Here is a 24,545-nt window from a genome sequence, read left to right on the forward strand (position 1 = left end):
GTTAAGAATATTATCTTTTCTTAAATGTGTTTTCATTTTATAATTTTGTAATTAATAGTTCCAATATCAAAATTCGATGAAATCCATGCGTAAAACGCATGAATCAGGAGCGGGTAAAAATGGAAACAAGGCAAATTCAATATTTCTTAGAAGTAGCAAAAAGAGAGCATGTAACAGAAGCAGCAGATGCTTTGCATGTTGCCCAGTCTTCGGTTAGCAGACAAATATTTAATTTAGAAGACGAATTAGGGGTCGAATTATTTATTCGTGAAGGTAGAAGTGTACGGCTAACCCCTTTAGGTAGAATCTTTTACGAACGAATGAAGCAAGTGTGGAACATGATGGAGGATGCAAAGCGAGAAGTGGAAGAATATCTTAATCCGGAAAAAGGAACCGTTCGAATCGCGTTTCCGATTAGTATGGCTGCTCATACCTTGCCTTCCATTATCTATGCATTCCGCAATAGATACCCTGAGGCTAAGTTTCATATGAGCAATGCCCTTTATTCTGACTTAATCGATGGTGTCGTAAATGGGGAGTACAACTTAGCCATGATTGCTCCCATGCCCAATCAGGAGAAGGAGAACAAAATCAAAGGAGACATTCTTTTCACAGAAAATATCGTTGCCCTCATCCCTCTTCACCATCCACTTTCAGACCGAGAGTCCATTCGCCTGCGTGACTTAAAGGATGACTCCTTCTGTGTCTTACCTGAAGGGTTTATCTTTCGCGAACAAGTGGTTCAAGCCTGTCATGATGCAGGTTTTTCTCCCAAAATTGCGTTCGAAGGAAAGGATATTGATGCATTAAAAGGGTTGGTTTCTGCTGGATTAGGTGTCGCCTTAATGCCAGAAATGACATTGGTGGATAACACCCCGCGATCCACCGTTATGATACCCTTATCAGATACAAGTGTAACCCGAACAGTCGGAGTGATTTATCCCACTCAACGGAAATTACTCCCCACCGAAGCATTGTTTTATGATTTCTTGCTTGAAACATTTGAAAGATTGAATGAATTTAGAAAGTAGCATTTACAAGGGACGAAAGATATAAAGATTCGTCCCTTCGTGCAGTTAGTTTACATAATATAATTATAGTTAATAAAAAAACTGACCTCAGAAGCAAGATTGTACCCACTTTTGAAGTCAGTCTTTTTTCACCTACTATTCAACAAACCATTTCACAACCAATTCATCAATTTCTCCGCTATCCATCATTTCCTTTAATGCAGTGTTAAATTCTTCTGTTAGCTCGCTGCCCTTTGGAAAAGCAATGGCTGTACCAGGTGTTTCTCCATTTGGAACTGAAATAGTTTTGAGATTTTCATTCGTGCTCATATAGCCAATTGCTACAGCTTCTTCCATGATTACTGCGTCAAATCGCTTTGATTTTAGTTCTTGTATTAAGTCAGGTGTGCGGTCACGTGTTTCAAGGGTAAAATCCACCGTGCCATTTAGCTCTTTGGCTACTTCCTCCTGGAAGGAATTCACTTGAGCGCCCAATACCTTCCCACTCAAGTCGTCTGTACTTGTGATCTTACTATCTTCTTCAAATAATAAAACCAAATCGGAACGATAATAGCTGTCTGTAAAGTCAACATTTTGCTTTCGCTCTTCGGTTGGTGCCATTCCAGACATGACGAAATCAACCTTCCCAGCCTGTAACGCAGCAATTAACCCGCTAAAATCCATGTCTCTAATCTCGACTTCATACCCCAGTTTGTCGGCTAGAGCATGAATAATGTCCACGTCAAACCCAATGATCTCCTCACTTTTTGCTGTATCGATGTATTCAAATGGCGGAAAATCAGCCGACGTTCCCATCACTAGCACTTTTTTCGATTCTGTTTCTGTCTGCTCCTCACTTCCAGACGTTGAAAGATTGGAGGTTCCACATGCAACTAATACACTCATCACTAACGTAACCAACATAAATACTGAAAAGAACTTTTTCATTGATAAACCCCTCTTCTCTATTTTTTTAATAAGCGACTTTCCCCATATATCTTCTTGTTTCTAATGGATGCTTGCGAATGTACGAAAGCTCTGTACGATATACATCTAAAATACTGTAAAAAAGAATCGGGTTGAAGTATTCAACAACCGTATCATCTATTGTACTAATTCCTAGTTCCTTGCTATCAATGACTTCTACCTTTTCAGCGTATGTGTTCAAAAATTTTAGCGCTCGTTCATCAAGGGGTCTCGTTCTTCCTTCATTGACTAAAAGGATATATGGTGTGTCTTTATCGGTTACCTCAAATGGGCCATGGAAGTATTCACCTGAATGAATGGCGGAAGCATTTACCCATTGCATCTCCATTAACGAACAAATTGAAAATCCATACGCATGACCGTAGGAGGCACCGCTACTCATTACATAAAATAAGTCCTCACGCTCATATCTTTCAGCAAATGCTTTTGCACGATCCGCCACAAGCACCTTCGCTTTTTCAATAATGCCATTGATTCGCTCTAACCCTTCTAGAACCTTGTCATAGTAGTCAAATCCTTCAGTCACATGCAAAATCTCAAAAGTAATGTGCAAGATGATGGCCATTGGGTTGTTTTTCACATTTGATTCGGCTCCCCACATATATAAAATATTATGGTCCGCATGTTGAATAAGATTTGCCTGTTCATTATGTGTTAATGTGATAGTTGTGGAGCCATGCGCTCTTGCAAGTCTAGCTGCCTCAACAGATTCCGGTGTATTACCACCGTGTGAACAAACAATTGTTACGGAACTTTCACCTAAGGCTTTCGGTAATGCATGAACAAACTCATTGCTCGTATAAAATCCCACGCGTAACTCTCTTGCTTCACTTTCTAGCAAGTATTTAGATGCATACATATCGACCAGTGATCCGCCACAAGCAACTAAATAGACTTCCTTAATCCCCTCTTGTTTTGCTGAATGAATTTGCTTCACGATTTCTTGAATATTCATTATGTCCTCTCCTTTTGTTCATTTAATACGTATTAAAACGTATCTTTTTATAGTTAACATTCATCCTCTACTGAAGAAGTACAGGACGAATATTTTTATAGCATTTTTTCTAAAAATTCCTTTGCTCGACTACTTCTTGGCGAGGAGAAAAACTGTGCTGGTGGTGAATCTTCTACTAATCTACCATCATCCAAAAATAACACTCGATCCGCTACCTCACGTGCAAATCCCATTTCATGGGTGACGATTGCCATGGTCATCCCTGTTTGTACAAGGGATTTCATCACATCCAGCACTTCCTTCACCATCTCTGGATCTAATGCCGAAGTGGGTTCATCAAAAAGCATGACTTCTGGTGACATGGCTAATGCTCTTGCGATAGCCACCCTTTGCTTTTGACCACCAGATAGTCGATTCGGATATTCGGCTGCTTTTTCCGCTAAGCCTACTTTACTAAGTAGGTTTAACCCAATCTTATCAGCCTCTTCCTTAGACAGCCCTTTTACTTTCATTGGCGCATACGTTAGATTTTCTAAAACCGTTTTATGTGGAAACAAATGAAAATGCTGAAAGACCATGCCAATGTTCTGTCTGACACTCATAAGATCTACTTTTGGATTGGTCACCTCTATTTGTCGGTACCAGATCTCTCCTTTAGTTGGCGTTTCTAATAAATTCATACATCGAAGAAACGTCGACTTTCCAGATCCAGAGGGTCCAATAATGGCTACAACTTCTCCTTCTTTAATTTCTGTTGATATCCCCTTTAAAACGGTATTGCTTCCAAACGATTTTTCGAGGTTCGTTATCTTAATCACTTTTTCTCATTCTCCTCTCGATCGCTTTTCCAAGAATCGTAAGAACCATGACCAATATGTAATAAATGATACCCGCGATCAGAAGTGGCTCAAAATAACGATAGGTTTGACCACCAACGATATATGCTCGTCTCATCACATCCATCGCACCAATCACCGTTACGACTGCTGATTCCTTCGTAAGAGTAATGAATTCATTCATAAGAGCGGGCAAGATGTTCTTCATTGCCTGCGGGAGGATGATATCCTTCATCATGGGGCGGTATGGAATACCAAGTGCAAGTGATGCCTCACTTTGTCCTTTGTCAACAGCTAGAATACCAGCACGAATAATTTCAGAAATATAAGCGGCTGAGTTCATTCCAAATGCAATGACTGCTGCAGGAAATGCCGTGATTTCGAACCCGATGATCTGAGGCAATCCGTAATAAATAATCAATAATTGTAAAACCATCGGTGTTCCTCTAAATACAGAGGTATAACCATCGGCAAACCATCGTAACAGCCGATACTTACTAATTTTAAATAAAGTAAGGATAATCCCTAGTGTAAAACCAAGGAGAGCAGCAGCTAATACAATTTGAATCGTAATCCGTAACCCTTCTAAGATGTATGGAATTGATGGTCCTATTTGAGTAAAATCCAAATCCATAATCGGTTCACTCCTCCCTTTTTATGGTAAAATCAAAACCAATGAATCTATTATGTGAAACAAAACGTATTAAAACGTTTTATGAAAATATACTATACAAAAAGAACACTCGTCAATACTTTTTAGTATTTTCTGAAATCTTCACTTTTAAAAGGTTAAATGATTGGCACTTCGTTTGGTAAGATGATACAATACGTTTTACAAAGACAGCGTATACATATTTAAAAGAAGGTGATATAAATGCTTAGCCAGGAGAACAAGATTCCTCTTTACCTACAATTAAAAGAATCGATTCGTAGTGAAATTGTAAATAAGAAGCTGAAATCTGGAGAAAAAATCCCCACAGAAGTGGAATTGAGCGAGAAATATGATATTAGTAGAGTCACCGTTAGAAAAGCGATTACCGAATTAGTTGAAGAAGGTTACTTGATTAAAAAACAAGGAAAAGGAACTTTTGTTAGCAAACCGAAAATCGAAAGAAAGATCGTCCACTTCATTAGTTTTTCAGCAGCCTGTGAAGCAAATGGATTAAAAGCGAGCAGCAAGGTGATCAAACGAGAAATTCTCCAACCAGAACCGGGTGTCATGCAATTACTTCAGTTGGACCCTGATGATCTGGTCATCTATATTCAACGTGTGAGATTGGCTGGTGAAAATCCGTTAATGCTAGAAAACAACTACTTTCCTTATAACAAATATAAATTCTTATTAAATGAAAACTTAGAGGGCTCCCTGTATCAAACACTAAAAGAAAAACATAATATTCATCCTTCTAATCCAGGTGAAACCACACTAGAAATCGTCCGTGCATTGGAAGAAGAAGCGCAGTTGCTAGAAGTCCCATCCGGTGAGCCTTTGTTTTTAATGAAAACGGTGATTTTTGATCAAAATCACGCACCTATTCATATTGGAAAACAGCTTATCGTTGGAGAAGGTTATAAATTTACGTTTAGTTAAAAACCCGAATAGCTCTCCACTTAGTAATAAGTGGGAACTATTCGGGTTTTTTATTTGTGTGAGAAATATTTACTAACCGTTTGAAATTGGATCGTAAACCTGGTACCTCTTCCTTGTTTACTTCTCACCATTATCGTACCCTTCATCGAGTGTACGATCTTATAGCACAGAGACAGTCCTACTCCTGTTCCTTTATCTTTCGTCGAATAAAAAGGAGTACCGAGATATTTCAGTTGAGTTTCTGACATACCTTGACCATTATCTTCTATCTCTACTATTACATGTTTTCCATTTTGATAGGCACTAACCATAATTTCGCCTTTTTCTCCAATCGCTTCTATGCTGTTCTTGAGAAGATTCACAAAAACTTGCTTGATTTCAGAACTGTCGCCTTTGATCAAAAGTCTATCTTCTATTGAAGAAACGATCGAAATGGTTTGAAGGTTCGTAAATGACCTCATCAGTTCGATAATATTTTCTAAGTCCGACTTTAAGTTTAGGATTTTCAGATCGGTCGTAGCAGGCTTGGCTAAGGACAGGTACTCCGTTAAGATGACCTGCGAGTGATCTAACTCTTCCATTGAAATATTTATGTACCTTCTTTGAGATTCCGTTAAATTATCATCATCACTCATTAGCTGTAAAAACCCTCGAACAGCGGTCATCGGGTTTCTCACCTCATGCGCTACAGACGCTGCAAGTTGACCAACCACATCAAATTTTTCTGCCCGTTGTACCTTAGACTCTAATTCCATTTGCTTGTTCATATTTTCAAAAATAAACATAGCCGACAACAAAGTAAGCCAAGAAATGAATGAGAAAGTAAAGACGATTCCAATTTCCTGAGAGTGATTCGTATAAACAAGCAAAACTCCCCTCGTAATCGTTATGAGTCCATACAGAGTGCTAATTAAAAGTATCTTTTTTAAATCACTATATGTACGAAATTTCTTTGTTACAAGAATGAGTAATCCACTTATGATTCCAAAATTCATCACAGTTATTATTGGGTTATCATTATGAATGAATATTTCATAAACGACAGTAATGCCGATTATCAGTAATCCACATGGATTGCTTCCGTATAGAAAAGCAATAATGATCGGGACCATTTTTAAGTCAAAGAAATATGTATCATAATAATTAATTGAAAATGTTAAGGTAAGTAAAAGAGAAATGATTAGAACCAACACTAGCGTTGGTTTAAACCCTTGTCTAGACCCTTTTTCCTGAAATAACAAATGGTACGTCCAAATAGGAAAAAGCACCATTAGGACTTGATTTAAGATGAGTTCTATCCCATGAAGCATGGAGCACGTCCCCCTGTAAAATACTTTCCTTATAATAATTTTTTACTCTATCAATTATTCGATAAAAAACATCAAATTCCTTTTTCCGACAAAAAAAGCTAACAAATTCGTTTCGTTTTTGTACTGAGGGGACAGAATCAGACATAAAAAAGAGCAATCACCAAGATGATTACTCTTCTACAGTTTCAATTATTGTACTTTGATCTTCACTAGCTTACTTCACTAAAATCTACCTCTTCCACCTTGGCCTCCTCTTTCAGCTTCTTTTTATAAACGATTTTGGAGAGAGTTAAACTTACCTCATAAAGTGTAAGCAAGGGAATGATCACTAGAAAATCAGAAATAAAGTCCGGTGGTGTGATAAGAATCGATACAACGATAAGAACAAAGTACGAGAGCTTTCTCGCTTTTACTAGTCTCATTGGATTGAGAATTCCTAATCTTGTTAAAAACAAGACGACGAGTGGCATTTCAAACAGAAAGCCAAAGGGCAATGTGAGATTGATTAAGAAGCTAAAGTATTTTTCTGCCGTAAACATGGTCTGAAATTGTCCCTCAGATAGTCCCATCAAAAACCCTAATACGATAGGAAATAAAACAAAGTACCCGAAACTGATTCCTAAAATAAATAATAGAAAAAAGCCAGGGATAAACCTAAGTGTTACATCCCTTTCCTTCTTATGTAATGCAGGCGTGACAAACCTCCACACTTGAAAAGCCGCTACAGGAATGGTGCATGCAAAAGCACAAACACCTGATAACATCATATACACCCACAAAATATCGCTTGGCCCAAGTACGGCAAGCTTCTCATCTAGGTCCCTTATTAACCAATTATATAAGTCTTTTACAAATATAAAAGCGCCCATAAGGAATATCATGAAGGCACCTAATGTGATAATGAGTCGTTTCCGAAGCTCTTCTAAATGCTCTACTAAATGGATATCCTTGTTGTGCATCTGTTTGCCCCCTCTTATTCGTTCCATAAAATAAGATGTAAGTAGGAATAACCACTTACATCTTACAGATCCTTTTAATTTGTTTTTTCCTCTTTTTTCACTGGTGCATCATCTGATACTAACTCTCGAGTGGATTTTTTAAACTCTTTTAATGTTGATCCCACTGCACGGCCTAATTCAGGCAGCTTAGAAGGACCAAAAATAATTAGTGCAATCACAAGCAAAAGGATTAAGCCAGGTACTCCTATATTTTGGAACAATTGAAAAACCTCCCTATTCACTAGTAGTTTGTTTTATTAATAGTTTTGATTATAGGTGAGTAAAAAACCAAAGCCAATGAAGCTACTGTAAAAAAGTGTTAAGAAATTATTATAGTGAAAATAGAATATACCTCTTCTCAACAGCACTTTAGGAAATAAGTAACAAGAAATCTTTTACATTTCATTAGTAATATTCATAAAATTCTTACAAGCTCTCCATTTCAACTTAATCCTCTACCTTTACTATAAAACTAGTTTTTGAAAACTAACCATTTGAGGGAGGAATTTTTTATGAAAAAAGAAACAACTCAAAACGGATTAAACCGACGTGATTTTCTAAAAGCTGGAGGTGTGGGAACACTTGCCCTAACTCTAGGATCCACTGGAATTTTATCTTTAGGATCAAAGGTATTAGCTGATTCTACCGATAATCCGACAAGCGGGTTTGGAGGCTACGGACCATTAGTTCCGGATCCAAATGGTATTCTTGATCTTCCACAAGGCTTTCATTATAAGATCATTTCCGAAGAAGGAAAGCCAATGACTAACGGAACAGCGATTCCAGGAGCATTTGATGGAATGGCCGCTTTCGAAGGACCAAACAACACGACTGTTCTTGTGCGTAACCACGAATTAGGGACAAGCGCCGCCAATCCGGTTATTGGAACAAACCCGTATAGCTCTGCAGCAGTAGGAGGTACAACGACACTGATTATTAATAATGCTAGAAACGTATTAAAAGAATATGTTAGTTCTTCAGGAACCATCCGAAATTGTGCAGGTGGTGCAACTCTTTGGGGAACTTGGTTAACTTGTGAAGAAACCCGTTCCTCCACGCATGGCTATGTATTCGAAGTCGATCCATTAGATCCTGAAAATGAACTGTCAAGAACGCCAATCAAAGACATGGGTCGCTTCTCTCATGAAGCATGTGCGATCGATCCAGCAACTGGTTATGTATACTTAACTGAAGATGCAAGCCCAAGTTATTTATACCGTTTCATTCCAAATGACACGAGCAAAAAACCAGGTGCCCTGCAAAAAGGTGGTAAGTTATACGCAGCTGCTATCGAAGAAATCGCTTCTCCAAAAGCAAGTACCTTTAAAACGGGACAAACGATAGGAATTGTGTGGAAGGAATTGAATCCGGATTTATGTCGTGAGGACGCAAAAGCACAAGGATGTATTGAATTTAAAAAGCTAGAAGGAGCATTTTTCCAAGCCGGTGTGTTCTGGTTTGATGACAGCTCTGCTGGCGAGAAAAATCTTGGACGTATTTACCGCTACATACCAGCTACCAATTCCTTGGAGCTTTTCTATGAAGCAACCGATCGAGAACTAATGGAATCACCAGATAATATCTGCATGACACCTTGGGGAGATTTGTGGTTTGCAGAAGATGGATCCGGAAACGACCGTATCATGGGGATTACACCAGAAGGAAACATCTATCCTTTTGCCAATAACCGTTTAAGCGGCTCAGAATTAGCAGGACCAATATTCTCACCTGATGGCAAGACCTTATTTGTTAACATTCAATCTCCAGGTAAAACATTTGCCATTTGGGGACCATTTGCACGCAGCAACTCAGCACGTGCGAGAGAAATGTCTTACTCGTCCCCTGGCAAGCTGTTTGCTCCTCAAGTGTCTGATAAATTAACAGCATTCGCTGAAAGCCAAGGAATTTCAGTTCTTGAAGCAGCTGCCTTTGAGCGTCATGGAGTGAAAATTTAAGTATAAGAAGAAAGGCACCTACTGTGAAAATGTCGCAGTAGATGCCTTTGTCTTTATAAACGCTAATCATCATTCTTACCTTTATTCTTTTCTTTCTCTCTCTCTTTTTGTTCCTTTTCTCTTTCCTTTTCTCTTTCCTTCTGTTCCTTCTCTCTTTCTTTTTCCTCTTTTTCTTTCTCCTTCTCTTCGTCTTCGTTTTCTTCCTCTTCTTCCTCTTCTTCTTCCTCTTTTTCGTCTTCGTCCTCTTCTTCTTCTTTTCTCACATCACGATACTCTTTTTCAATGGAAGAAAGGTCAAATTCCTTTTCAGTAAACACAGAGGAGGACCTACTAAAAATTTCTTTAAATAAAATCGTTACGGTAGAACTACTTGATGTGGTTAGATAATGATTTTCGTCAGTTTGATCGTACCCCATCCATACCGCTCCCACCATTTCAGGTGAATACCCGACAAACCAGTGATCCTTTGTTCCAGCATCGTTTGCAAAAGGTAGTTCGGTCGTTCCTGTTTTTCCAGCAATATCCCAACCACTTACCTTCGCATTTTCTCCTGTCCCTTCATCAACGACTCCTTTTAACATATACGTCATTTTCTCAGCAACTTCTGGGTCCGTCACCTTGATCGCATGATTTTTCCATTGTGCAATCACTTTTCCTTCTGCATCTTCAATTCGGGTAATCGAGTGGGCTGTGATTCGTACCCCTTTGTTGGCAAATGTAGAATAAGCCTGTGCCATTGCTAAAGGTGATACTCCTTTGTGTAAGCCGCCAAGTGTCATACCAGCTGTTTGGTCTTCTTCCTCCAACGAAATACCAAAGCGTTCCACGGCATTGACCCCATATTTCACTCCCATTTTCTGAAGGAGCCATACAGGAGGCACATTATAGGAGTTAACCAAGGCATCATACATCGTTACCTCTCCACGGAAACGTTTATCATAATTCAATGGTTGATATCCATTAATGTCGATAGGGCGATCCTGCAGTTTATCAAATATGTCATATCCTTGTTCAAGGGCAGGTGTATACGCAGCTAATGGCTTCATTGTAGATCCTGGCTGACGCTCTAATTGAGTCGCATGGTTAAAGCCTCTAAACACATGTTCCCCTCTACCTCCGACAAGGGCGGTGATTCCTCCTGTAGCGGGGGCGATAAAGGCTGCCCCACTTTGAAGCAGCTGATCAGACGTACTTTCAGGAAATAGGCTATTATCGTCATACACTTCTTCAGCCGCATTTTGAATGACTGGATTTAGTTCTGTATAAATTCTTAGACCACCTGAAAGAATCTCGTTTTCAGTTAGTTCATATTGTTCAATCGCTTCTGCAATGATATGGTCAACATAATAAGGGTATTTCCCTTTATAACCATCGATTTTTTTTCCTTCTAAAACGATTGTCTGTTCTTTTGCCTCGTTTCGTTCCGCTTCCGTAATATAGCCTTCTTCTTCCATAAGTGATAAAACAAGATCTCTTCGTTCTACCGATCGGTCCATATCCTTAAATGGAGACAAAATGGACGGGGCTTTTATTAATCCCGCTATCATAGCTGATTCCCCAAGAGTTAATTCACTAACATCCTTTCCAAAGTACGTCTGGGCAGCACGTTGGATTCCCCATGCCCCTTCACCAAAGTAGATTTGGTTTAAATATCTCTCCATAATTTCATCTTTTGAATACTTTTGTTCAATTCTTTTTGTAATAATAAGTTCTTTAAACTTTCTAGTATATGTTCGTTCTTGTGTTAAAAAAGCATTTTTAGCTAGCTGCTGTGTTAATGTACTACCTCCAGCCACGATTTCTCCACTCAGGGTGTTTTTTATCAAAGCCTTCGCAATGGCAAAATAGTTAATTCCATCATGCTTATAAAACCTCTGGTCCTCTGTTGCAATCACCGCATGTACAACAGTGTCCGGTATTTTCTCAATACTAACGCCTTCAATATTAGATGATGCAATTTTACTTGCGACCTCTCCCCTTTGATCAAAAATGATGGTTGGTTGTGGTGCAGGTTCTTCTAACTTGCTCACGTCTGTTGTCCAGATTAAGATGTTAAAAATCATAAAGAAAACGAGAGCCATACCTATAATTGCCGAAAGTATCTTGATTTTTGCGCTCTTTGAAGTAAAGGCACTCCAAGAAAACTTTGAGGTCTTCCTTTGTTGTCGTCTTTCCATTCTTCCCACGAAAAATTCTCCCACCTTTTGCTTAAAAAGTTAACTATTATGTTATACCCGATTTAGTAAAAATAAAATATCTGGGTTATTTTATAAAAAACAGCTTGAAGGTTTATACTACTTCATTTCTGGATACTCCTCACAGTGAATTTTTACCTGTATATTAAAATCCTTCCCGATAGTAAGATAGAAGTAGGAAATATCCGATAAGGGCAAACTTATAGAAATATAAGGACGCAAAACTACAGGGGCTAAGGTCAAATGAACTATGCCTGCCAGTTACCGAAGAGAATGTAGGACTACAGGACTATTCTTCGGGACTAGTCCTTTTTGTTTCAATAAAAGTCTTATGGATAAAGATTACTAAATTTATTCCAGGGAGAAAAATGGATGAAAAGAAAATGGACCGCTCCACTCGTTATCTCAAGTATGTTTTTGTTTGGTAACTCTGTACTTGCCGAGGAAACCGCCGACAGTTACGATCCAGGAACAACGCCTGATCAATTTATCTATACCATTGATCGATTAGTAGAAGACATTCAACTATTCCTTGCATCTAATGGATCAGAAGAAACAGATTTACTCCTTCAATTTGCGGAAGAACGTATCGCAGAGGCAAAGGCCATGTCCGAAGAAGAAAAACAAGTATTTGTTCAAGAAGCTATTGAAGACTATCTAAAAATACTTACAGATGCTGAAGAAACAATTGCTGAAATGATAATAAATGAAGAGATGAATGAGGAACAGGTTTTAGAATTAGATGAAAAGCTTGAAGATTCAATTGAATTAAATGAAGAAGTTGGCGAACTACTAGATGAAAGCTTACTAGAAGACGTTGAGGAGAAACAACAAGTTCTAGCCAAACTCCCTTCGATTGTAAATGCACTTGATGAAACAAAAGTAAAAGAGTTACGTGATTCCGGTTTGGGATATGGCCAAATTGTACAGGTATTTATCCTAGCTAATGCAACAGATAAGACCGTTGAGGAAGTTGGTGCTCTTTTTAATGGGGAAAACAAGGGATTTGGAGATGTTGCAAAGGAACTAGGCATCCATCCGTCTGAACTATCGAATGGAAAAAAGAAGGCTCCTAAACAAACCGTGTCCACTATAGAACAAGAGGAACAAATAAACCCAGATGTAGAAGGAACTGACGAAGAAAAGACAGAAACCGATGAAGTAAAGACAGAAGCAATTTCGGATAGCACTGAGGTTCAGTTAGCTTCTGTTGCAAAAAAGGAAAAATCTGTTCAGCAACCTTCAGAAGAACAACAAAAAGAAGAAACAAAACCCTTAGAAGAAGAACAACGCAAAGCAGCGGAAAAGCAAAAAGAAGAAGTAAATCGCTTAGCAGAAGAACAGCGTAAAGCTGCCGAAAAGCAAAAAGAAGAAGCCAAACGTCTAGCGGAAGAACAGCGTAAAGCTGCCGAGAAGAAAAGAGAAGAAGCCAATCGTCTAGCGGAAGAACAGCGTAAAGCTGCCGAGAAGCAAAGAGAAGAAGCGAAACGTCAAGCCGAGCAACAAAGCAAAAGTAACGAAAAGAACAAAGATTAATCTGTCAGCCACTGATTATTCAGTGGCTACTTTATTTTTTGTCAAATGAAAAAGCAGTGAAAATTCACTGCTTTTACCAACCCACTTATTTCTGTCCATGATTATTCTGATGATTTTGTTCTGTTTCACCTGAAGTACTTACAAGCCCATAACCTGTTGAACTTATTTCTAATTTTTGCTCGTTCTCTTCACTAATAGATAAAAGGCTTTTGTACTCATTGTTTTCTTTCGTCATGATGTGCCTCCAAATCTTAATATGTTTATATAGTGCGTCATAAGAAAAAGTTTATGACATGAGAGTCGAAAAATCAGAAACTTTCGCGTCATAAGTTATGCAAAAAGAGCATGAACTTTAATAGTTCCATGCTCCCCACAAACTTTTTTAATAATTAAACCGACTTCTTGAACCAACAATAACTAAAATTGCCGGAATGGTACAAATAATCATACCTAAAAAGGCAAGATTCGGGGAAATCTCATACAAGAATCCACCTATCAGTGTTAATACAGCGGTGCTTAAGCTTAAAGCAATCGCAGAATAAATTCCTTGAGCATTTGGAATTTGTTCCTTTGGTAGATTCTTAGTGATATAAGTAATAAACGCGTAATGTGCCACTCCAAAGGATAAAGCATGTAAACCTTGAGAAAGAATAAATACCCAGATATTGGGGAACAAAAACAAAAGGATCCACCTTAAAGTAGAACCTGCTGCCGCTAGCAATAATAAGGAGGATGTATTCCATTTTTGAAACAAGGAATCTGCTTTCATAAAGTAAAAGATTTCAAAAATGACCGCTATGTTAATAATCAAACCGATATAATATTGATTCACTTGTAAGTCTTGTAAATAAATATATCCATAGTTGTAATAAGAAGCATGTGCTCCTTGTAATAACACAACAATGAGTAATACGATCGGAAAGCTTTTAACTTCTAATAATTTCTGGACAGATAATGCCCCTTTTCGATTTTGTTTGGATGGTGCCTCTAATAAAATAGGCGGTGTTGGTAAAAAAGACATAATTAGCATGAAACCAAGACCGACAAACATACTCCACAATATGGCTTGCTCTCCCCACTGCCCTGTTAACATACTAATAATAAAAACAGAGACAACAAATCCAATCGATCCGTATTTACGACTTTTTCCATAATGTATTCCATGTTGACTTACTAACACTGCCGCGGCACTTTCGACAGCAGGCAAAAGTGTCGGATAAACAGCACTAAATAGGATCGTTACAACGAATAAGGTTGTAAACGAAGAAGATGGAATATAAAGAACGGTGGAAATGAGTGAGATAACCGTCAAACTCAGAATTACCTTATGAGCACTTAAAAACCTTGACGCAAAAGGAAAAGCGAACAGCGTTGAAAGTCCTCTTGCCACTAATCCTACTCCCATAATTAGACTTGCTTCAGAAACGCTTAATCCTTTATCTTGTACGAGCCATCCTGTCCAATAGGGTAAGAATGCACCCCATGTAATAAAAAATACAAAGAAATTTCGTGAAAGCCAATGTTGTATATTCATTTTTATACCTCCGTGATTCTTGCATCATAACACGAACATACATACAATAATATGAGATATCTCATATTTTCTCGGAGGAATTTATGCAATTTTTAGTTGAACCTTTACGTAATTACTATCTTACACAATACCCAATAGAATCCTTGTTCTCCTTTCCCATCACACCTTATATACAAGTGTGTCAATTTGAACGAGGTGAATTTATCTTCAAAGAAGGCTCGTATCCTGAGTACTTATTTTATCTTATTGAGGGCAAAGCAAAGCTCTATGTGACACATGAGAATGGGAAAGTATCACTGATCAATTTTTTACAAGCCCCTACTTTTATGGGAGAAATTGAACTTTTAAATGAAGAACGTATATCCAAAGCGATTCAAACCGTCACGAAGGTTACTTGTCTTGCCATTCCCATTCAGGCTTGCAAAGAGAAGCTGCTCACGGACGCCATCTTCTTAAGGCATTTATGTATTTTTCTAAGTAAAAAAGCAACAACCATTTCCGCGAAGTATACCGAAAATCAGGTATATCCCTTAATTAACCGGCTCGCTGCTTTTATACTCGTTTCAGCGGATCATGATTTTTACAAAGAAAAACACACCGAAGTATGTGAATACTTAGGCGTGTCGTACCGTCACTTATTGCATGTATTTGCAAAGCTATGTGAAGAAGGGGTGGTAAAAAAACATGCTCGAGGATTTTTGATTGTAGATAGACAACGACTGCAACAATTAGCTAAATAGGTCGACCACACCTTATAAAAAGAGGATCTTTGCTCTTAAAATGAGCAAAGACCCTCTTTACTAAAACGAAAATCCGTTGTATCTCCCAAGCTTACTTCTTCTCCATAACCGCAAAATAATTTCCTTCATCATCTGCAAAATTAAAGACTTTTCCAAAAGGCATATTGACCAATTCTCCAACTGTAACGTTTTTATTTGATAAATCTTTATAAAAATCTTCAAGATTTTCGGTGAAAAACATTAAGGAAGGTGTACCCAAATTCAATTCAGGTGACATTTTCGCTACAAATTCCTTGTTATGTAAAATAATACTTGTCTCAGCGTTCTTTGGAGCCACCTCAATCCATCTAAATCCTTGACCGTTATCTTCCTCAGAAACGACCTGAAACCCTACTTTTTCTGTCCAAAAAGCTTTTGCCTCATCTTGGTTAGTAACATACAGCATGATTTGACCAACTTTGTTAATCATTCACTCTACCCCTTTTAGATTGGATTTTTAATGCTCTTACTTCTATAAGTATAACGCTTCCACAAAAGAATATTAATACCCTAGTAAATAAAACTACTACACTATTAAAAACTTAAATTTTGTCTGCCTGTTTATTTATAGGACCACACATTGATTCGATTATGGTCCGGATCATAAAAGTGAAAACCATCCCAACCATTTATTGGGTCACCTGCCATTTCAGAAGGTTCCAATCCATTTTTTATCAGCTTATGATATTCTTCAAAAACAAACTCAGGCCGTATATCGTAATAGGTTCTTACACGATTATCATTCGGCTTTGGAACGGTGTCTTCGTTTTTCAAAAGCCAAATATGATCCCAAAAACATTCGTTCAATACATTTCGATCATAGGCATCCTCTGTCTTAAGGTGGGCAAAGCCTTTCACCTCATCTATTTCCTCTATCACAAATCCAAGATGTTCTCTATACCAAGAGGCTGAAACCTCGGGATCCTTCACATGAATAATGGAGTTAACTGTGCCAAAACCAAGAACTCCTGATGGAGGATACTCCTTTTCGTCCTCTCCTTTGTTTTCCTCTACTAACGTTAGCCTCGTGTTGTCAAAGGCTACGATATCACAGTATCTTTGTCCATTCGGGAGCATATTAGTGTCCTTCGATTCTATCTTTCTACCTTGTAAATAAGAAAGGGTTTGATCCAAATTGTACGTGGCAAATCCGAGTTTCACTTTGCCTTCTGATTCTGTAAACTGCAAATGATCATAATCTCCTTCGAACGATTTTATCGTCACCATTCCAGCTCTAGGCAGCTTCATAAATGCTTTTCTTCCAACCTTACTTGTAATTTGATCCACACATTCCCAGCCAAATACGTCCTGATACCACTGAATGGCCTCCTCATATTGATCAGGTTGAACCATTATAAATCCTCCATCCCACCGATACATCTAACCACTCCCTTTGTTTGGTTTACATATCTAGAATAAAGGTTCTACCTAGTAGAGTGTCAATCATTTATTCACTATTTTTCAAATATTTAGGAAATAGGAAACTTCTTTACAAAAAATAAACATTTTATTAAAATTGCTATCAAATATTCCCTTTTCTTTTAAAAATATGTAATAATAACATAATACGACCTAGAGAAATTATAGCCATAGGAGTCATTGATATGCCGCCGATTATTTTTGAAAATGATGAAGTGTACTTATATATTAAAATTGAACTTATTCGTGGGGAATTGATTTACACTGGAATGCAAGAAGGGTTTGGCAGCCAAAATACCATTCGTATCAGTCAAAGACTAGACAGTTATCTCACCATCTACCAACGTTTATTTTCAAAAAACCGCCGTACTTTTCTCTATAAATAACTGAATAATTGAAACATTAAACCAAAAATGACTGACCATACTGGGCCAGTCATTTTATATAAATGATTTATTTAAACCTTGAACTTACCAATTAAAACTTTTAAATCATCTGCTAGATTAGATAATGCCGAAGCAGACGTCGCAATTTCCTCCATAGATGCAAGTTGTTCTTCTGCTGAAGCTGCTACATTCTGCGAATGCATCGAGGTTTGCTCAGATATATGAATAATTCCAGATACAGTAGCAGAAACCTCTTGTGTGCTTGCTGATATTTCTTCAGAGGTTGCTGCCATATCATTGATTTGTCCTGTTAAATTCGCCATAAACTCAAGAATTTCCTTAAAAGTCTCTTTTGTTTGGTTAACAATCATCAATCCCTCTTTTACGTCGACCGAAACTTGTTCAATGGACTGCGAAGATTGAGTCATGTCTTCTTGAATGGTTTTAATTAATGCTGAGATTTGTGAAGAAGATTGCTGTGATTGTTCAGCAAGCTTTCGAACTTCATCCGCAACAACAGCAAATCCTTTTCCATGTTCCCCTGCTCTTGCCGCTTCAATGGCCGCGTTTAACGCCAATAAATTTGTTTGATTGGCAATTGCAGTGATTACATTCGTGATTTTCTCAATTTCCTGTGAACGATGTTCAAGTGTTTTTATTACCTCTCCACTTGCCACAACAGAATGATTGATTTCATTGATCTGATTAACGGTCTTATCAACAAACAATCCACCCTCTTTAGCCTTTTCAGTGGCATGTACACTTACTTCTGAAACGATCGACGCATTATCAGCAATAGACTGTATCCCCTTCGTGACTTCTTCTAATGCTATTGCACTCTCTTGTACACTTGATGTGGAGTGTTCTGCACCATCTGCTACTTGTTGAATAGATTCTGTGATTGTCTCCGTTGCTTTACTTGTTTGTTCCGAGCTTGCTGTTAATTCTTCTGATGAAGAAGCAAGAAGTTCAGAAGTGGAAATCACCTCATTCATCATGTCTTTAAGACTTCCTGACATTTTGTTATAGCTATCTGATAAAACACCTAACTCATCGTTTGAATGATCTTCTACCTTTGCAGTGAAATCACCATTTCCGGCCATATCAAGTGCCTTAGTAAGATTCGAAAGTCTTCTTTTCATTTTCCATGTAAACCAATACACAGCTCCAGAGGCTATTCCGATCATAATCACTAAAACTATAATAAATTTCGTTAGAAAAGAAGATAAAATATTATGAATAATTTCTTCTGAAGCACCGACATACATGATTCCGATCACTTCTCCAGATGCATCTTCTATTGGCATATATGCTGTTTGATACATATTCCCCGCTACATTTGCTTCCCCGTAAAAAGACTCACCTTTTGTAAGAACCGTATCGACTACCTCAGCTGAAGCCTGTGTACCAATCGCACGCTCTCCATCAATCTTTACATTGGTTGTCACACGTGTATCTCCGAGGAAAATCGTAACGGTGTCTCCCGTATCTTCTCCAATGGTATCTACTATGTCATAATTATCGTTGATAAGAGTTGATCCCTTATAGAGGCTATTCTCTTTGACTTCCCATTCTCCAGGATACGTACTATCAACATATCTATACGCGAGTCCTAAATCTCCTTTTGCTTTCTCAGTAGCAAACTCTTTAATTCCTCTTGTAATCTCTTCGTTTACTACAAATCCAATCACTAAGGATAGAACAGTGATAATTGATATAACAATTAAATTGATCTTTGTTCCTAGTTTAAGATTTATTCTTATGATGTTTTTCCCCATTGTTGCTCTCTCCTGTCCTATTACATATAAAAAAAGGAACTTCTACTATCACTACTATCAGCCTAAAATTATCAATGTTTATAACTTTGTTCGAAATTTAGACACAAATAGTTTTCGCAAAAAAAAAGAGGTTAATTTTTTATTAACGCTCCTTAAGGCCACCTAACTATTTTTTTCTAATAAAAGATATAAAAATAGTAATTCCTGAGATCATTAATCCTAGTATATAAACGTTAATAATGATGGTGTTTGTATATTGATTTAACCAGGGATACCGATAGATCCTTGAGGTCTCTTTTCCTAGATCGCCACCTAAATCGCTAATAAGTTCAATAGTAAATTGGTACTCTAAAAAACAAAACAGCAGGAAAGTAGTGATTCCCCTCAAGCTATAAGAAAAACCACAAAATTGTGCGGTTGGACCAACTTTTCATGCAAACCTCCTAATGTATGTCACTTCAATGGGCTTATGTTAGGATCGCCGTTTCTTGTCCTCTTTGATGACCGATAAGATCTGTGTTGCTGCTCCGTATTCCAAGCGGATGGTTTTTCTTGCATCCACCGGTGATCTCGCAGTTACGTGCTTCATTTGCTTTTCTCCATTTATTCCAATTGTGACCAGAAAACATTTTGATCCGCATCTCATATAGCCCACTCCTTGTGTTATCAGGTTTTCGTCAGTCTCACTGTAATAGTATTACTCTATCAAATATTTTCCCCATAAAAAACCTGTATCAAATACGGCTTGATACAGGTTTTTTCGAAATTTGTTAAATAAAATAGACACTTTCTACCATCACGAATGGTTAATTTACTCTCTAATCTTCAAGCCTAATAATCTTGAGAACCCAATTGCTTGATTGGGAGAAACCTCGCAGCCCACCAAACTTTCTGTTGACACATTGATTTGTTCGAATGTACAAGTGCTAATATCAACCCCTTTAAGGATTGTATTGGTAAAGTCCGCATCATTTAGATCACACCGGTTCAGACCTACTTTAGTAAACTTAGAGTTGAAAAAATTTGCACTTCTCAATGTGGACTGCTCATAATTCACTTGTTTTAAACGAGTATCAGCAAAATTACTCAAGTTCAAATCACAGTTTTCAAAAAGAACATTCCCTAAGATCGCATCAGACAAATCTAACCCCAAAAGTTTGCAATCTTTAAACTCCACTCGATGTAGATTTCCTCCACAAAAACGCACATTTGATAAATTACAATTCTCAAAAACCACATCTGTAACATCTATATTGACAAAGGAACTGCTTAAAAACGTAACGTTTCTAAAAATAACTTTTGAGAGAATCAGCCTTTCAATTACTTCATTCTCAACTTGAGTATTTATCACCGAACAGTTAACTAACTCCGCTTCTTCTTCATAAAAAACATCTCGAAAATTAGCTTGGGGCAAATCTGTTGCAACCTTTGGACGATCCATTTTAAATGTTTTTGTCATACTACACCTCAATACCTCTCAAATACTTTTCATTACTCAACCATACAAGAAAATGAAATCATATTTAAGTCTTTATTTTTCAATAGAGTTGTGTGCAACTGGGTTTTACAGCCCCTTATTCCAATGACGTACACATTTATTCGTAGTAAACAACACGGTTGAATCGACATTAGGTTAAAAATCATCTGTTTTTATTAACTAAGCTAGTCTGTCCAAATCTAGTACTCATTGAGACTCTAACACTTGCCTTTCCCTCCCCTCTGTCCAAATCCCCCCTCATTCGGACTCTTCCCCTTGCTTTTCACTCCCCCTCTGTCCAAATCCACCCCTCATTCGGACTCCACCCTTGCTTTTCACTCCCTCTTTGTCCGAATCCACCCCTCATTCGGACTTCTCGAGCTCCTTTCCCCTCTACTCAGTCCAATTCCACCATAAACACCAACAACACTGATTTTTATATGAAAACGTCTGAATATTGCATTTTTAGTTCAGAATATTTCAAATATAATAGGTTACGTGTTTCTACTAACCTAATTCATGGAGGTGCAACGACAAAATTGTAAGCGCATTCAACTTAGTGTAAAACTACTAAAAAATCTAGGAGGTTATTTTATCTTGAAAAAAACATCCCTACGTAGAAGAGTTCTAACCAGTGCATTAGCCGTACCACTTCTTTTATCAGGTGTTTCATCGGTAGTAGCTGCAGATAAAACACAACAAAACAAGCTTCCCTACAATGTTCAAGGAGTTCAATTAGAGTATCTTGATCGAGGGCTTGTAGCAGCGACCACTTCAGAAGGAGTTTTTGTAAGTTGGAGACTGTTAGGCAATGAAGTGACCGGCTATTCAGAAACAGGGTTAACGGGTGTCAACTTTCATGTGTATCGCGATGGGAAATTCATAGCCAGTGTCGAGGATAGCACAAACTTTTTAGATCCCAACGGCAGCAGTAATTCTAAGTATTACGTTCGGTCTGTGTTGAATGGTAAAGAGCTAGATCAAAGTTCCTCTGTTTCCCCTTGGACACAATCCTACGTCGATTTGAAGCTTAACAAACCAGCAGACGGTGTCACACCTGTTGGTGAGAGCTATACGTATTCAGCTAATGATATGAGTGTTGGAGATGTCGATGGCGACGGCCAATATGAGTTTTTTGTCAAATGGGACCCTTCCAACTCGAAGGATGTTTCACAGGTTGGATATACCGGAAACACGTATATTGATAGTTATCGAATGGATGGCACCCTTCTCTACCGAATTGATTTAGGCGTGAACATACGCTCAGGTGCTCATTACACTCAATTTTTAGTATATGACTTTGACGGTGATGGAAAATCAGAGATGATGTTCAAAACCGCTCCAGGTACAAAGATCATCAAATACGATAAAAATGGTCGGGTAACATCAGAAAAATACATTACCTTGCCTCAAAAAGACATCGATGCAGGTTACAGCAATCAAGATGACTACCGAATGAGCAGTGATGACTATTATAATCATGTAGTGAGCATGTTTATGAATTGGCATGAACATGAAGAAGTCGTAAATGGCAATTGGCCAAGTACACTTGAAGAAGCGTTCGGAGTAGAAAAACAATATAGCTATCCATTATCTAAAGAGGATGCCCAAAGTTTAACTGATTATTTCATGGATGTTTATGCACCTAGTAGAAGCGCTCGGAATAATTTAAGAGCTTTCGAAGGATTCATCGTCAAAGGGCCCGAATATTTAACTGTATTCAACGGGGAAACAGGTGAAGAAATGGACACCATTGATTACAATCCAGATCGACATGATGATGGTCTCATGTGGGGAGATTATGCGATGGCTAGAATTGAACCTGGCAACCGTGTAGATCGATTCCTTTCTGGTGTCGCTTATCTAGATGGAGAAAAACCTTATGCCATGTTTGCTCGGGGATATTATACAAGATCCAATCTAGTTACATATAGCTGGGATGGAAAGAATTTAAAAGAAAACTGGGCCGTGGACAGTGGATGGACTCCTATGTCAAACCCATTTAACGATAGTCCTCACGGGGTAGATGGTACCGACCCAGAATATGGTACTCTTACCACACAAGGAGCACATTCCTTAAGTGCAGCAGATGTGGATGGTGACGGCAAGCAAGAAATCGTCTATGGAAGTGCCACGATTGATGATGATGGATCCTTATTATATAGTTCTATGGACGTAATGCCTGAAGGAAGTGCCATTCCTGGACAGACTGCAAGACTTGGACATGGAGATGCCATGCATGTGACAGATATCGATCCGAACCGTCCGGGAATGGAGATTTATATGGTCCACGAAGGTGGAACTTGGGCACCTTACGGCTACACACTACGAGATGCCAAAACCGGTGAATTGATATACGGTGGTTATACGGGCCGTGATACGGGCCGAGGAATGGTCGGAGATATTGACCCTACTCAGCCTGGATTAGAAACTTGGGCGAATACAGGGGTGGGCTTATGGACAGCAGCCGGTCAAAAGCTAGGTTCTAGTGCTCCTGGTACAAATATGAACATCAAGTGGTCTGCCGATATGACCACACAAATTGTCGATGGCGCCCTTAACGTTACACCGACGATTCAGGATTGGAAAAAAGGCACTATTCTCACGGCGGAAGGAACAAGAACGAATAATGGAACAAAAGGAAATCCTAGCTTAGTAGCTGATATTTTTGGTGACTGGAGAGAAGAATTGCTCGTCCGCACTGCCGATAGTACTGCTATCAGAATGTACATGAGTACAGAGGTAACCAACCATAAATTATACACACTCATGCATGATGCTCAATATCGAGCAGAGGTTGCTAGACAAAGTACGACATATAATCAGCCTTCTTATACAAGCTTCTACTTCGGAAGTGATACAGACTGGTCCAAGGTTCCTGCTCCAACATTTATCATGCCTGGAGCCCTAACAGCGTTAGAGTCGGAGCTAGCTGAGCTTCAAGCGAACAAGGAGTTAACTGGTCCACTTAGCAACCAACTAGAAAACTCTTTGAAACAAGCAAAGCACCATTTAGAAAAAGGCTCAGAGAGAAAAGCCATCGACTTCTTGGAAAAATTCGTAAAAGCGATCGACAAGAAGAATAATGAAAAATATCTGTCTTCTGCTGGAAAACTGAACTTGTCGAATAAAGCTCAAATCGTTATCTCCATGTTAGAAAACAATTAATAAATCTTAAAAAGACTCTCAACTTTTCTGGTTGAGAGTCTTTTATACATAGTCAAAATAATTATCAACCCCAAGGTACGTTCACATTAATTTTTTCCCCTAAGGTTTTGCTATGTTCTCTTCGTTTCTTTCGATTTTCCGCCCTCATCGGTGCACTTTCATTCATCATGATTTCTTCTTCACTTACTGGTTTTACATAAGGTACTGTCAGTGCTTTTCCTTCTTTAGAAAGGGCCACGAACGTTAGAAATGAGGTAGCAGCTAATTGCCTTTCCCCTGTCATGAGGTTTTCTGAGATCACTTTAACGAACACTTCCATGGAGGATTTACCGACCCATGTAACATATGATTCCAAGCAGACTGAATGATCCTTTTGGATGGGAAAAAGGAAATCGACCGAATCGGTTGAAGCCGTCACGATCTCACATCGTGCATGTCTTGAGGCAGAAATGGATGCGACATCGTCGATCATGCTCATCAATTTCCCACCAAATAATGTCCCATGGTTATTGGTATCAAGGGGAAATACCCTGCTTGTCTTAATTACTCTGGACTGTGAACATGTTTTTGTTATTCTATCTGTCATCGCTCTTCCTCGCTTCTTCTTTTTGATTATTATACTCTAATTTTT

The 24,545-nt window shown here is 38.3% G+C and carries 22 protein-coding genes, 1 pseudogene and 1 riboswitch; of the genes and pseudogenes, 7 read left to right on the top strand and 16 right to left on the bottom strand.

Translation table 11 applies throughout. The features are described from left to right. Positions 1-119 precede the first annotated feature (119 nt). Positions 120-1,031 carry a glutamate biosynthesis transcriptional regulator GltC gene (gene gltC / locus ACQ5H4_RS19370; protein ID WP_430776629.1) on the top strand — a complete coding sequence of 304 codons (912 nt, stop codon included), beginning with the start codon at positions 120-122 and terminating at the stop codon, positions 1,029-1,031. 135 nt (positions 1,032-1,166) lie between these two features. Here gltC and ACQ5H4_RS19375 read toward each other — a convergent pair whose 3' ends face one another. From ACQ5H4_RS19375 to ACQ5H4_RS19390, 4 genes are all read right to left on the bottom strand, one after another. After that, a complete protein-coding gene (locus ACQ5H4_RS19375; RefSeq protein WP_430776630.1) occupies positions 1,167-1,958 on the bottom strand; it encodes a basic amino acid ABC transporter substrate-binding protein in 792 nt (263 codons plus the stop codon). Between the two features lie 25 nt (positions 1,959-1,983). Beyond that, positions 1,984-2,952, bottom strand: coding sequence for an SIS domain-containing protein (locus ACQ5H4_RS19380; protein ID WP_430776631.1), 969 nt, complete (start codon positions 2,950-2,952; stop codon positions 1,984-1,986). 95 nt (positions 2,953-3,047) lie between these two features. Further along, positions 3,048-3,770: an amino acid ABC transporter ATP-binding protein gene (locus ACQ5H4_RS19385; protein ID WP_430776632.1), complete on the bottom strand. Its 723-nt coding sequence runs from the start codon at positions 3,768-3,770 to the stop codon at positions 3,048-3,050. Next, positions 3,763-4,422 carry an amino acid ABC transporter permease gene (locus ACQ5H4_RS19390; RefSeq protein ID WP_430776633.1) on the bottom strand — a complete coding sequence of 220 codons (660 nt, stop codon included), beginning with the start codon at positions 4,420-4,422 and terminating at the stop codon, positions 3,763-3,765. Before ACQ5H4_RS19390 ends, ACQ5H4_RS19385 begins: the two co-directional genes overlap by 8 nt. A 240-nt stretch (positions 4,423-4,662) precedes the next feature. Here ACQ5H4_RS19390 and ACQ5H4_RS19395 point away from each other — a divergent pair, with 240 nt between their 5' ends. Beyond that, positions 4,663-5,379, top strand: a complete 717-nt coding sequence (locus tag ACQ5H4_RS19395) for a GntR family transcriptional regulator (protein WP_430776634.1) — start codon at positions 4,663-4,665, stop codon at positions 5,377-5,379. 50 nt (positions 5,380-5,429) lie between these two features. Here the strand turns inward: ACQ5H4_RS19395 and ACQ5H4_RS19400 are convergent, their stop codons facing one another. The 3 genes from ACQ5H4_RS19400 to ACQ5H4_RS19410 all read right to left on the bottom strand — a co-directional run bounded on the left by ACQ5H4_RS19400 (position 5,430) and on the right by ACQ5H4_RS19410 (position 7,908). Next, on the bottom strand, positions 5,430-6,689 hold the full coding sequence (locus ACQ5H4_RS19400) for an ATP-binding protein (RefSeq protein WP_430776635.1): 1,260 nt from the start codon (positions 6,687-6,689) through the stop codon (positions 5,430-5,432). Between the two features lie 209 nt (positions 6,690-6,898). Next, a complete protein-coding gene (gene tatC, locus ACQ5H4_RS19405) occupies positions 6,899-7,648 on the bottom strand; it encodes a twin-arginine translocase subunit TatC (RefSeq protein WP_430776636.1) in 750 nt (249 codons plus the stop codon). Positions 7,649-7,722: 74 nt separating this feature from the next. Further along, the gene (locus ACQ5H4_RS19410; RefSeq protein ID WP_430776637.1) at positions 7,723-7,908 is read right to left on the bottom strand and encodes a twin-arginine translocase TatA/TatE family subunit; all 186 of its coding nucleotides are present in this window, start codon (positions 7,906-7,908) and stop codon (positions 7,723-7,725) included. A 291-nt stretch (positions 7,909-8,199) separates the two neighbouring features. Between ACQ5H4_RS19410 and ACQ5H4_RS19415 the strand changes: the two genes are divergently transcribed. Next, positions 8,200-9,642 carry an alkaline phosphatase PhoX gene (locus ACQ5H4_RS19415; RefSeq protein ID WP_430776638.1) on the top strand — a complete coding sequence of 481 codons (1,443 nt, stop codon included), beginning with the start codon at positions 8,200-8,202 and terminating at the stop codon, positions 9,640-9,642. Between the two features lie 62 nt (positions 9,643-9,704). On the opposite strand, the gene ACQ5H4_RS19420 is transcribed toward ACQ5H4_RS19415, so the two are convergent. Beyond that, positions 9,705-11,819 carry a transglycosylase domain-containing protein gene (locus ACQ5H4_RS19420; protein WP_430776681.1) on the bottom strand — a complete coding sequence of 705 codons (2,115 nt, stop codon included), beginning with the start codon at positions 11,817-11,819 and terminating at the stop codon, positions 9,705-9,707. Between the two features lie 201 nt (positions 11,820-12,020). Then, positions 12,021-12,106: riboswitch (cyclic di-GMP riboswitch) on the top strand. Between the two features lie 103 nt (positions 12,107-12,209). Between ACQ5H4_RS19420 and ACQ5H4_RS19425 the strand changes: the two genes are divergently transcribed. Beyond that, on the top strand, positions 12,210-13,373 hold the full coding sequence (locus tag ACQ5H4_RS19425) for a DUF5667 domain-containing protein (RefSeq protein WP_430776639.1): 1,164 nt from the start codon (positions 12,210-12,212) through the stop codon (positions 13,371-13,373). 85 nt (positions 13,374-13,458) lie between these two features. On the opposite strand, the gene ACQ5H4_RS19430 is transcribed toward ACQ5H4_RS19425, so the two are convergent. Both ACQ5H4_RS19430 and ACQ5H4_RS19435 read right to left on the bottom strand, forming a co-directional pair. Further along, entirely contained in the window at positions 13,459-13,608 is a 150-nt protein-coding gene (locus ACQ5H4_RS19430; protein WP_430776640.1) for a hypothetical protein, read from the bottom strand. A gap of 147 nt (positions 13,609-13,755) precedes the next feature. Beyond that, complete coding sequence (locus tag ACQ5H4_RS19435) at positions 13,756-14,907, bottom strand: 3-phenylpropionate MFS transporter (protein ID WP_430776641.1); 1,152 nt, start codon at positions 14,905-14,907, stop codon at positions 13,756-13,758. Between the two features lie 83 nt (positions 14,908-14,990). Between ACQ5H4_RS19435 and yeiL the strand changes: the two genes are divergently transcribed. After that, positions 14,991-15,647: a transcriptional regulator YeiL gene (yeiL, locus tag ACQ5H4_RS19440; protein ID WP_430776642.1), complete on the top strand. Its 657-nt coding sequence runs from the start codon at positions 14,991-14,993 to the stop codon at positions 15,645-15,647. 91 nt (positions 15,648-15,738) lie between these two features. Here yeiL and ACQ5H4_RS19445 read toward each other — a convergent pair whose 3' ends face one another. Both ACQ5H4_RS19445 and ACQ5H4_RS19450 read right to left on the bottom strand, forming a co-directional pair. After that, the gene (locus ACQ5H4_RS19445; protein ID WP_430776643.1) at positions 15,739-16,116 is read right to left on the bottom strand and encodes a VOC family protein; all 378 of its coding nucleotides are present in this window, start codon (positions 16,114-16,116) and stop codon (positions 15,739-15,741) included. Positions 16,117-16,247: 131 nt separating this feature from the next. After that, complete coding sequence (locus ACQ5H4_RS19450) at positions 16,248-17,039, bottom strand: VOC family protein (RefSeq protein ID WP_430776644.1); 792 nt, start codon at positions 17,037-17,039, stop codon at positions 16,248-16,250. Positions 17,040-17,290: 251 nt separating this feature from the next. Here ACQ5H4_RS19450 and ACQ5H4_RS19455 point away from each other — a divergent pair, with 251 nt between their 5' ends. After that, entirely contained in the window at positions 17,291-17,491 is a 201-nt protein-coding gene (locus tag ACQ5H4_RS19455) for an aspartyl-phosphate phosphatase Spo0E family protein (RefSeq protein WP_160546738.1), read from the top strand. Between the two features lie 71 nt (positions 17,492-17,562). Here ACQ5H4_RS19455 and ACQ5H4_RS19460 read toward each other — a convergent pair whose 3' ends face one another. From ACQ5H4_RS19460 to ACQ5H4_RS19470, 3 genes and pseudogenes are all read right to left on the bottom strand, one after another. Continuing rightward, positions 17,563-18,510: a methyl-accepting chemotaxis protein gene (locus tag ACQ5H4_RS19460; RefSeq protein WP_430776682.1), complete on the bottom strand. Its 948-nt coding sequence runs from the start codon at positions 18,508-18,510 to the stop codon at positions 17,563-17,565. Beyond that, positions 18,505-19,269: pseudogene (locus tag ACQ5H4_RS19465) on the bottom strand (cache domain-containing protein); the annotation flags it as partial. The pseudogene ACQ5H4_RS19465 and the gene ACQ5H4_RS19460, both read right to left, overlap by 6 nt. A gap of 811 nt (positions 19,270-20,080) precedes the next feature. Continuing rightward, positions 20,081-20,728, bottom strand: a complete 648-nt coding sequence (locus ACQ5H4_RS19470; protein WP_430776645.1) for a pentapeptide repeat-containing protein — start codon at positions 20,726-20,728, stop codon at positions 20,081-20,083. 615 nt (positions 20,729-21,343) lie between these two features. Here ACQ5H4_RS19470 and ACQ5H4_RS19475 point away from each other — a divergent pair. Beyond that, a complete protein-coding gene (locus tag ACQ5H4_RS19475) occupies positions 21,344-23,914 on the top strand; it encodes a rhamnogalacturonan lyase (RefSeq protein WP_430776646.1) in 2,571 nt (856 codons plus the stop codon). A gap of 64 nt (positions 23,915-23,978) precedes the next feature. Here ACQ5H4_RS19475 and ACQ5H4_RS19480 read toward each other — a convergent pair whose 3' ends face one another. Beyond that, positions 23,979-24,500 carry an acyl-CoA thioesterase gene (locus tag ACQ5H4_RS19480; RefSeq protein ID WP_430776647.1) on the bottom strand — a complete coding sequence of 174 codons (522 nt, stop codon included), beginning with the start codon at positions 24,498-24,500 and terminating at the stop codon, positions 23,979-23,981. Positions 24,501-24,545 lie beyond the last annotated feature (45 nt).

The sequence above is a fragment of the Bacillus coreaensis genome, from assembly GCF_050586445.1.
Classification (GTDB): domain Bacteria; phylum Bacillota; class Bacilli; order Bacillales; family Cytobacillaceae; genus Robertmurraya_A; species Robertmurraya_A coreaensis.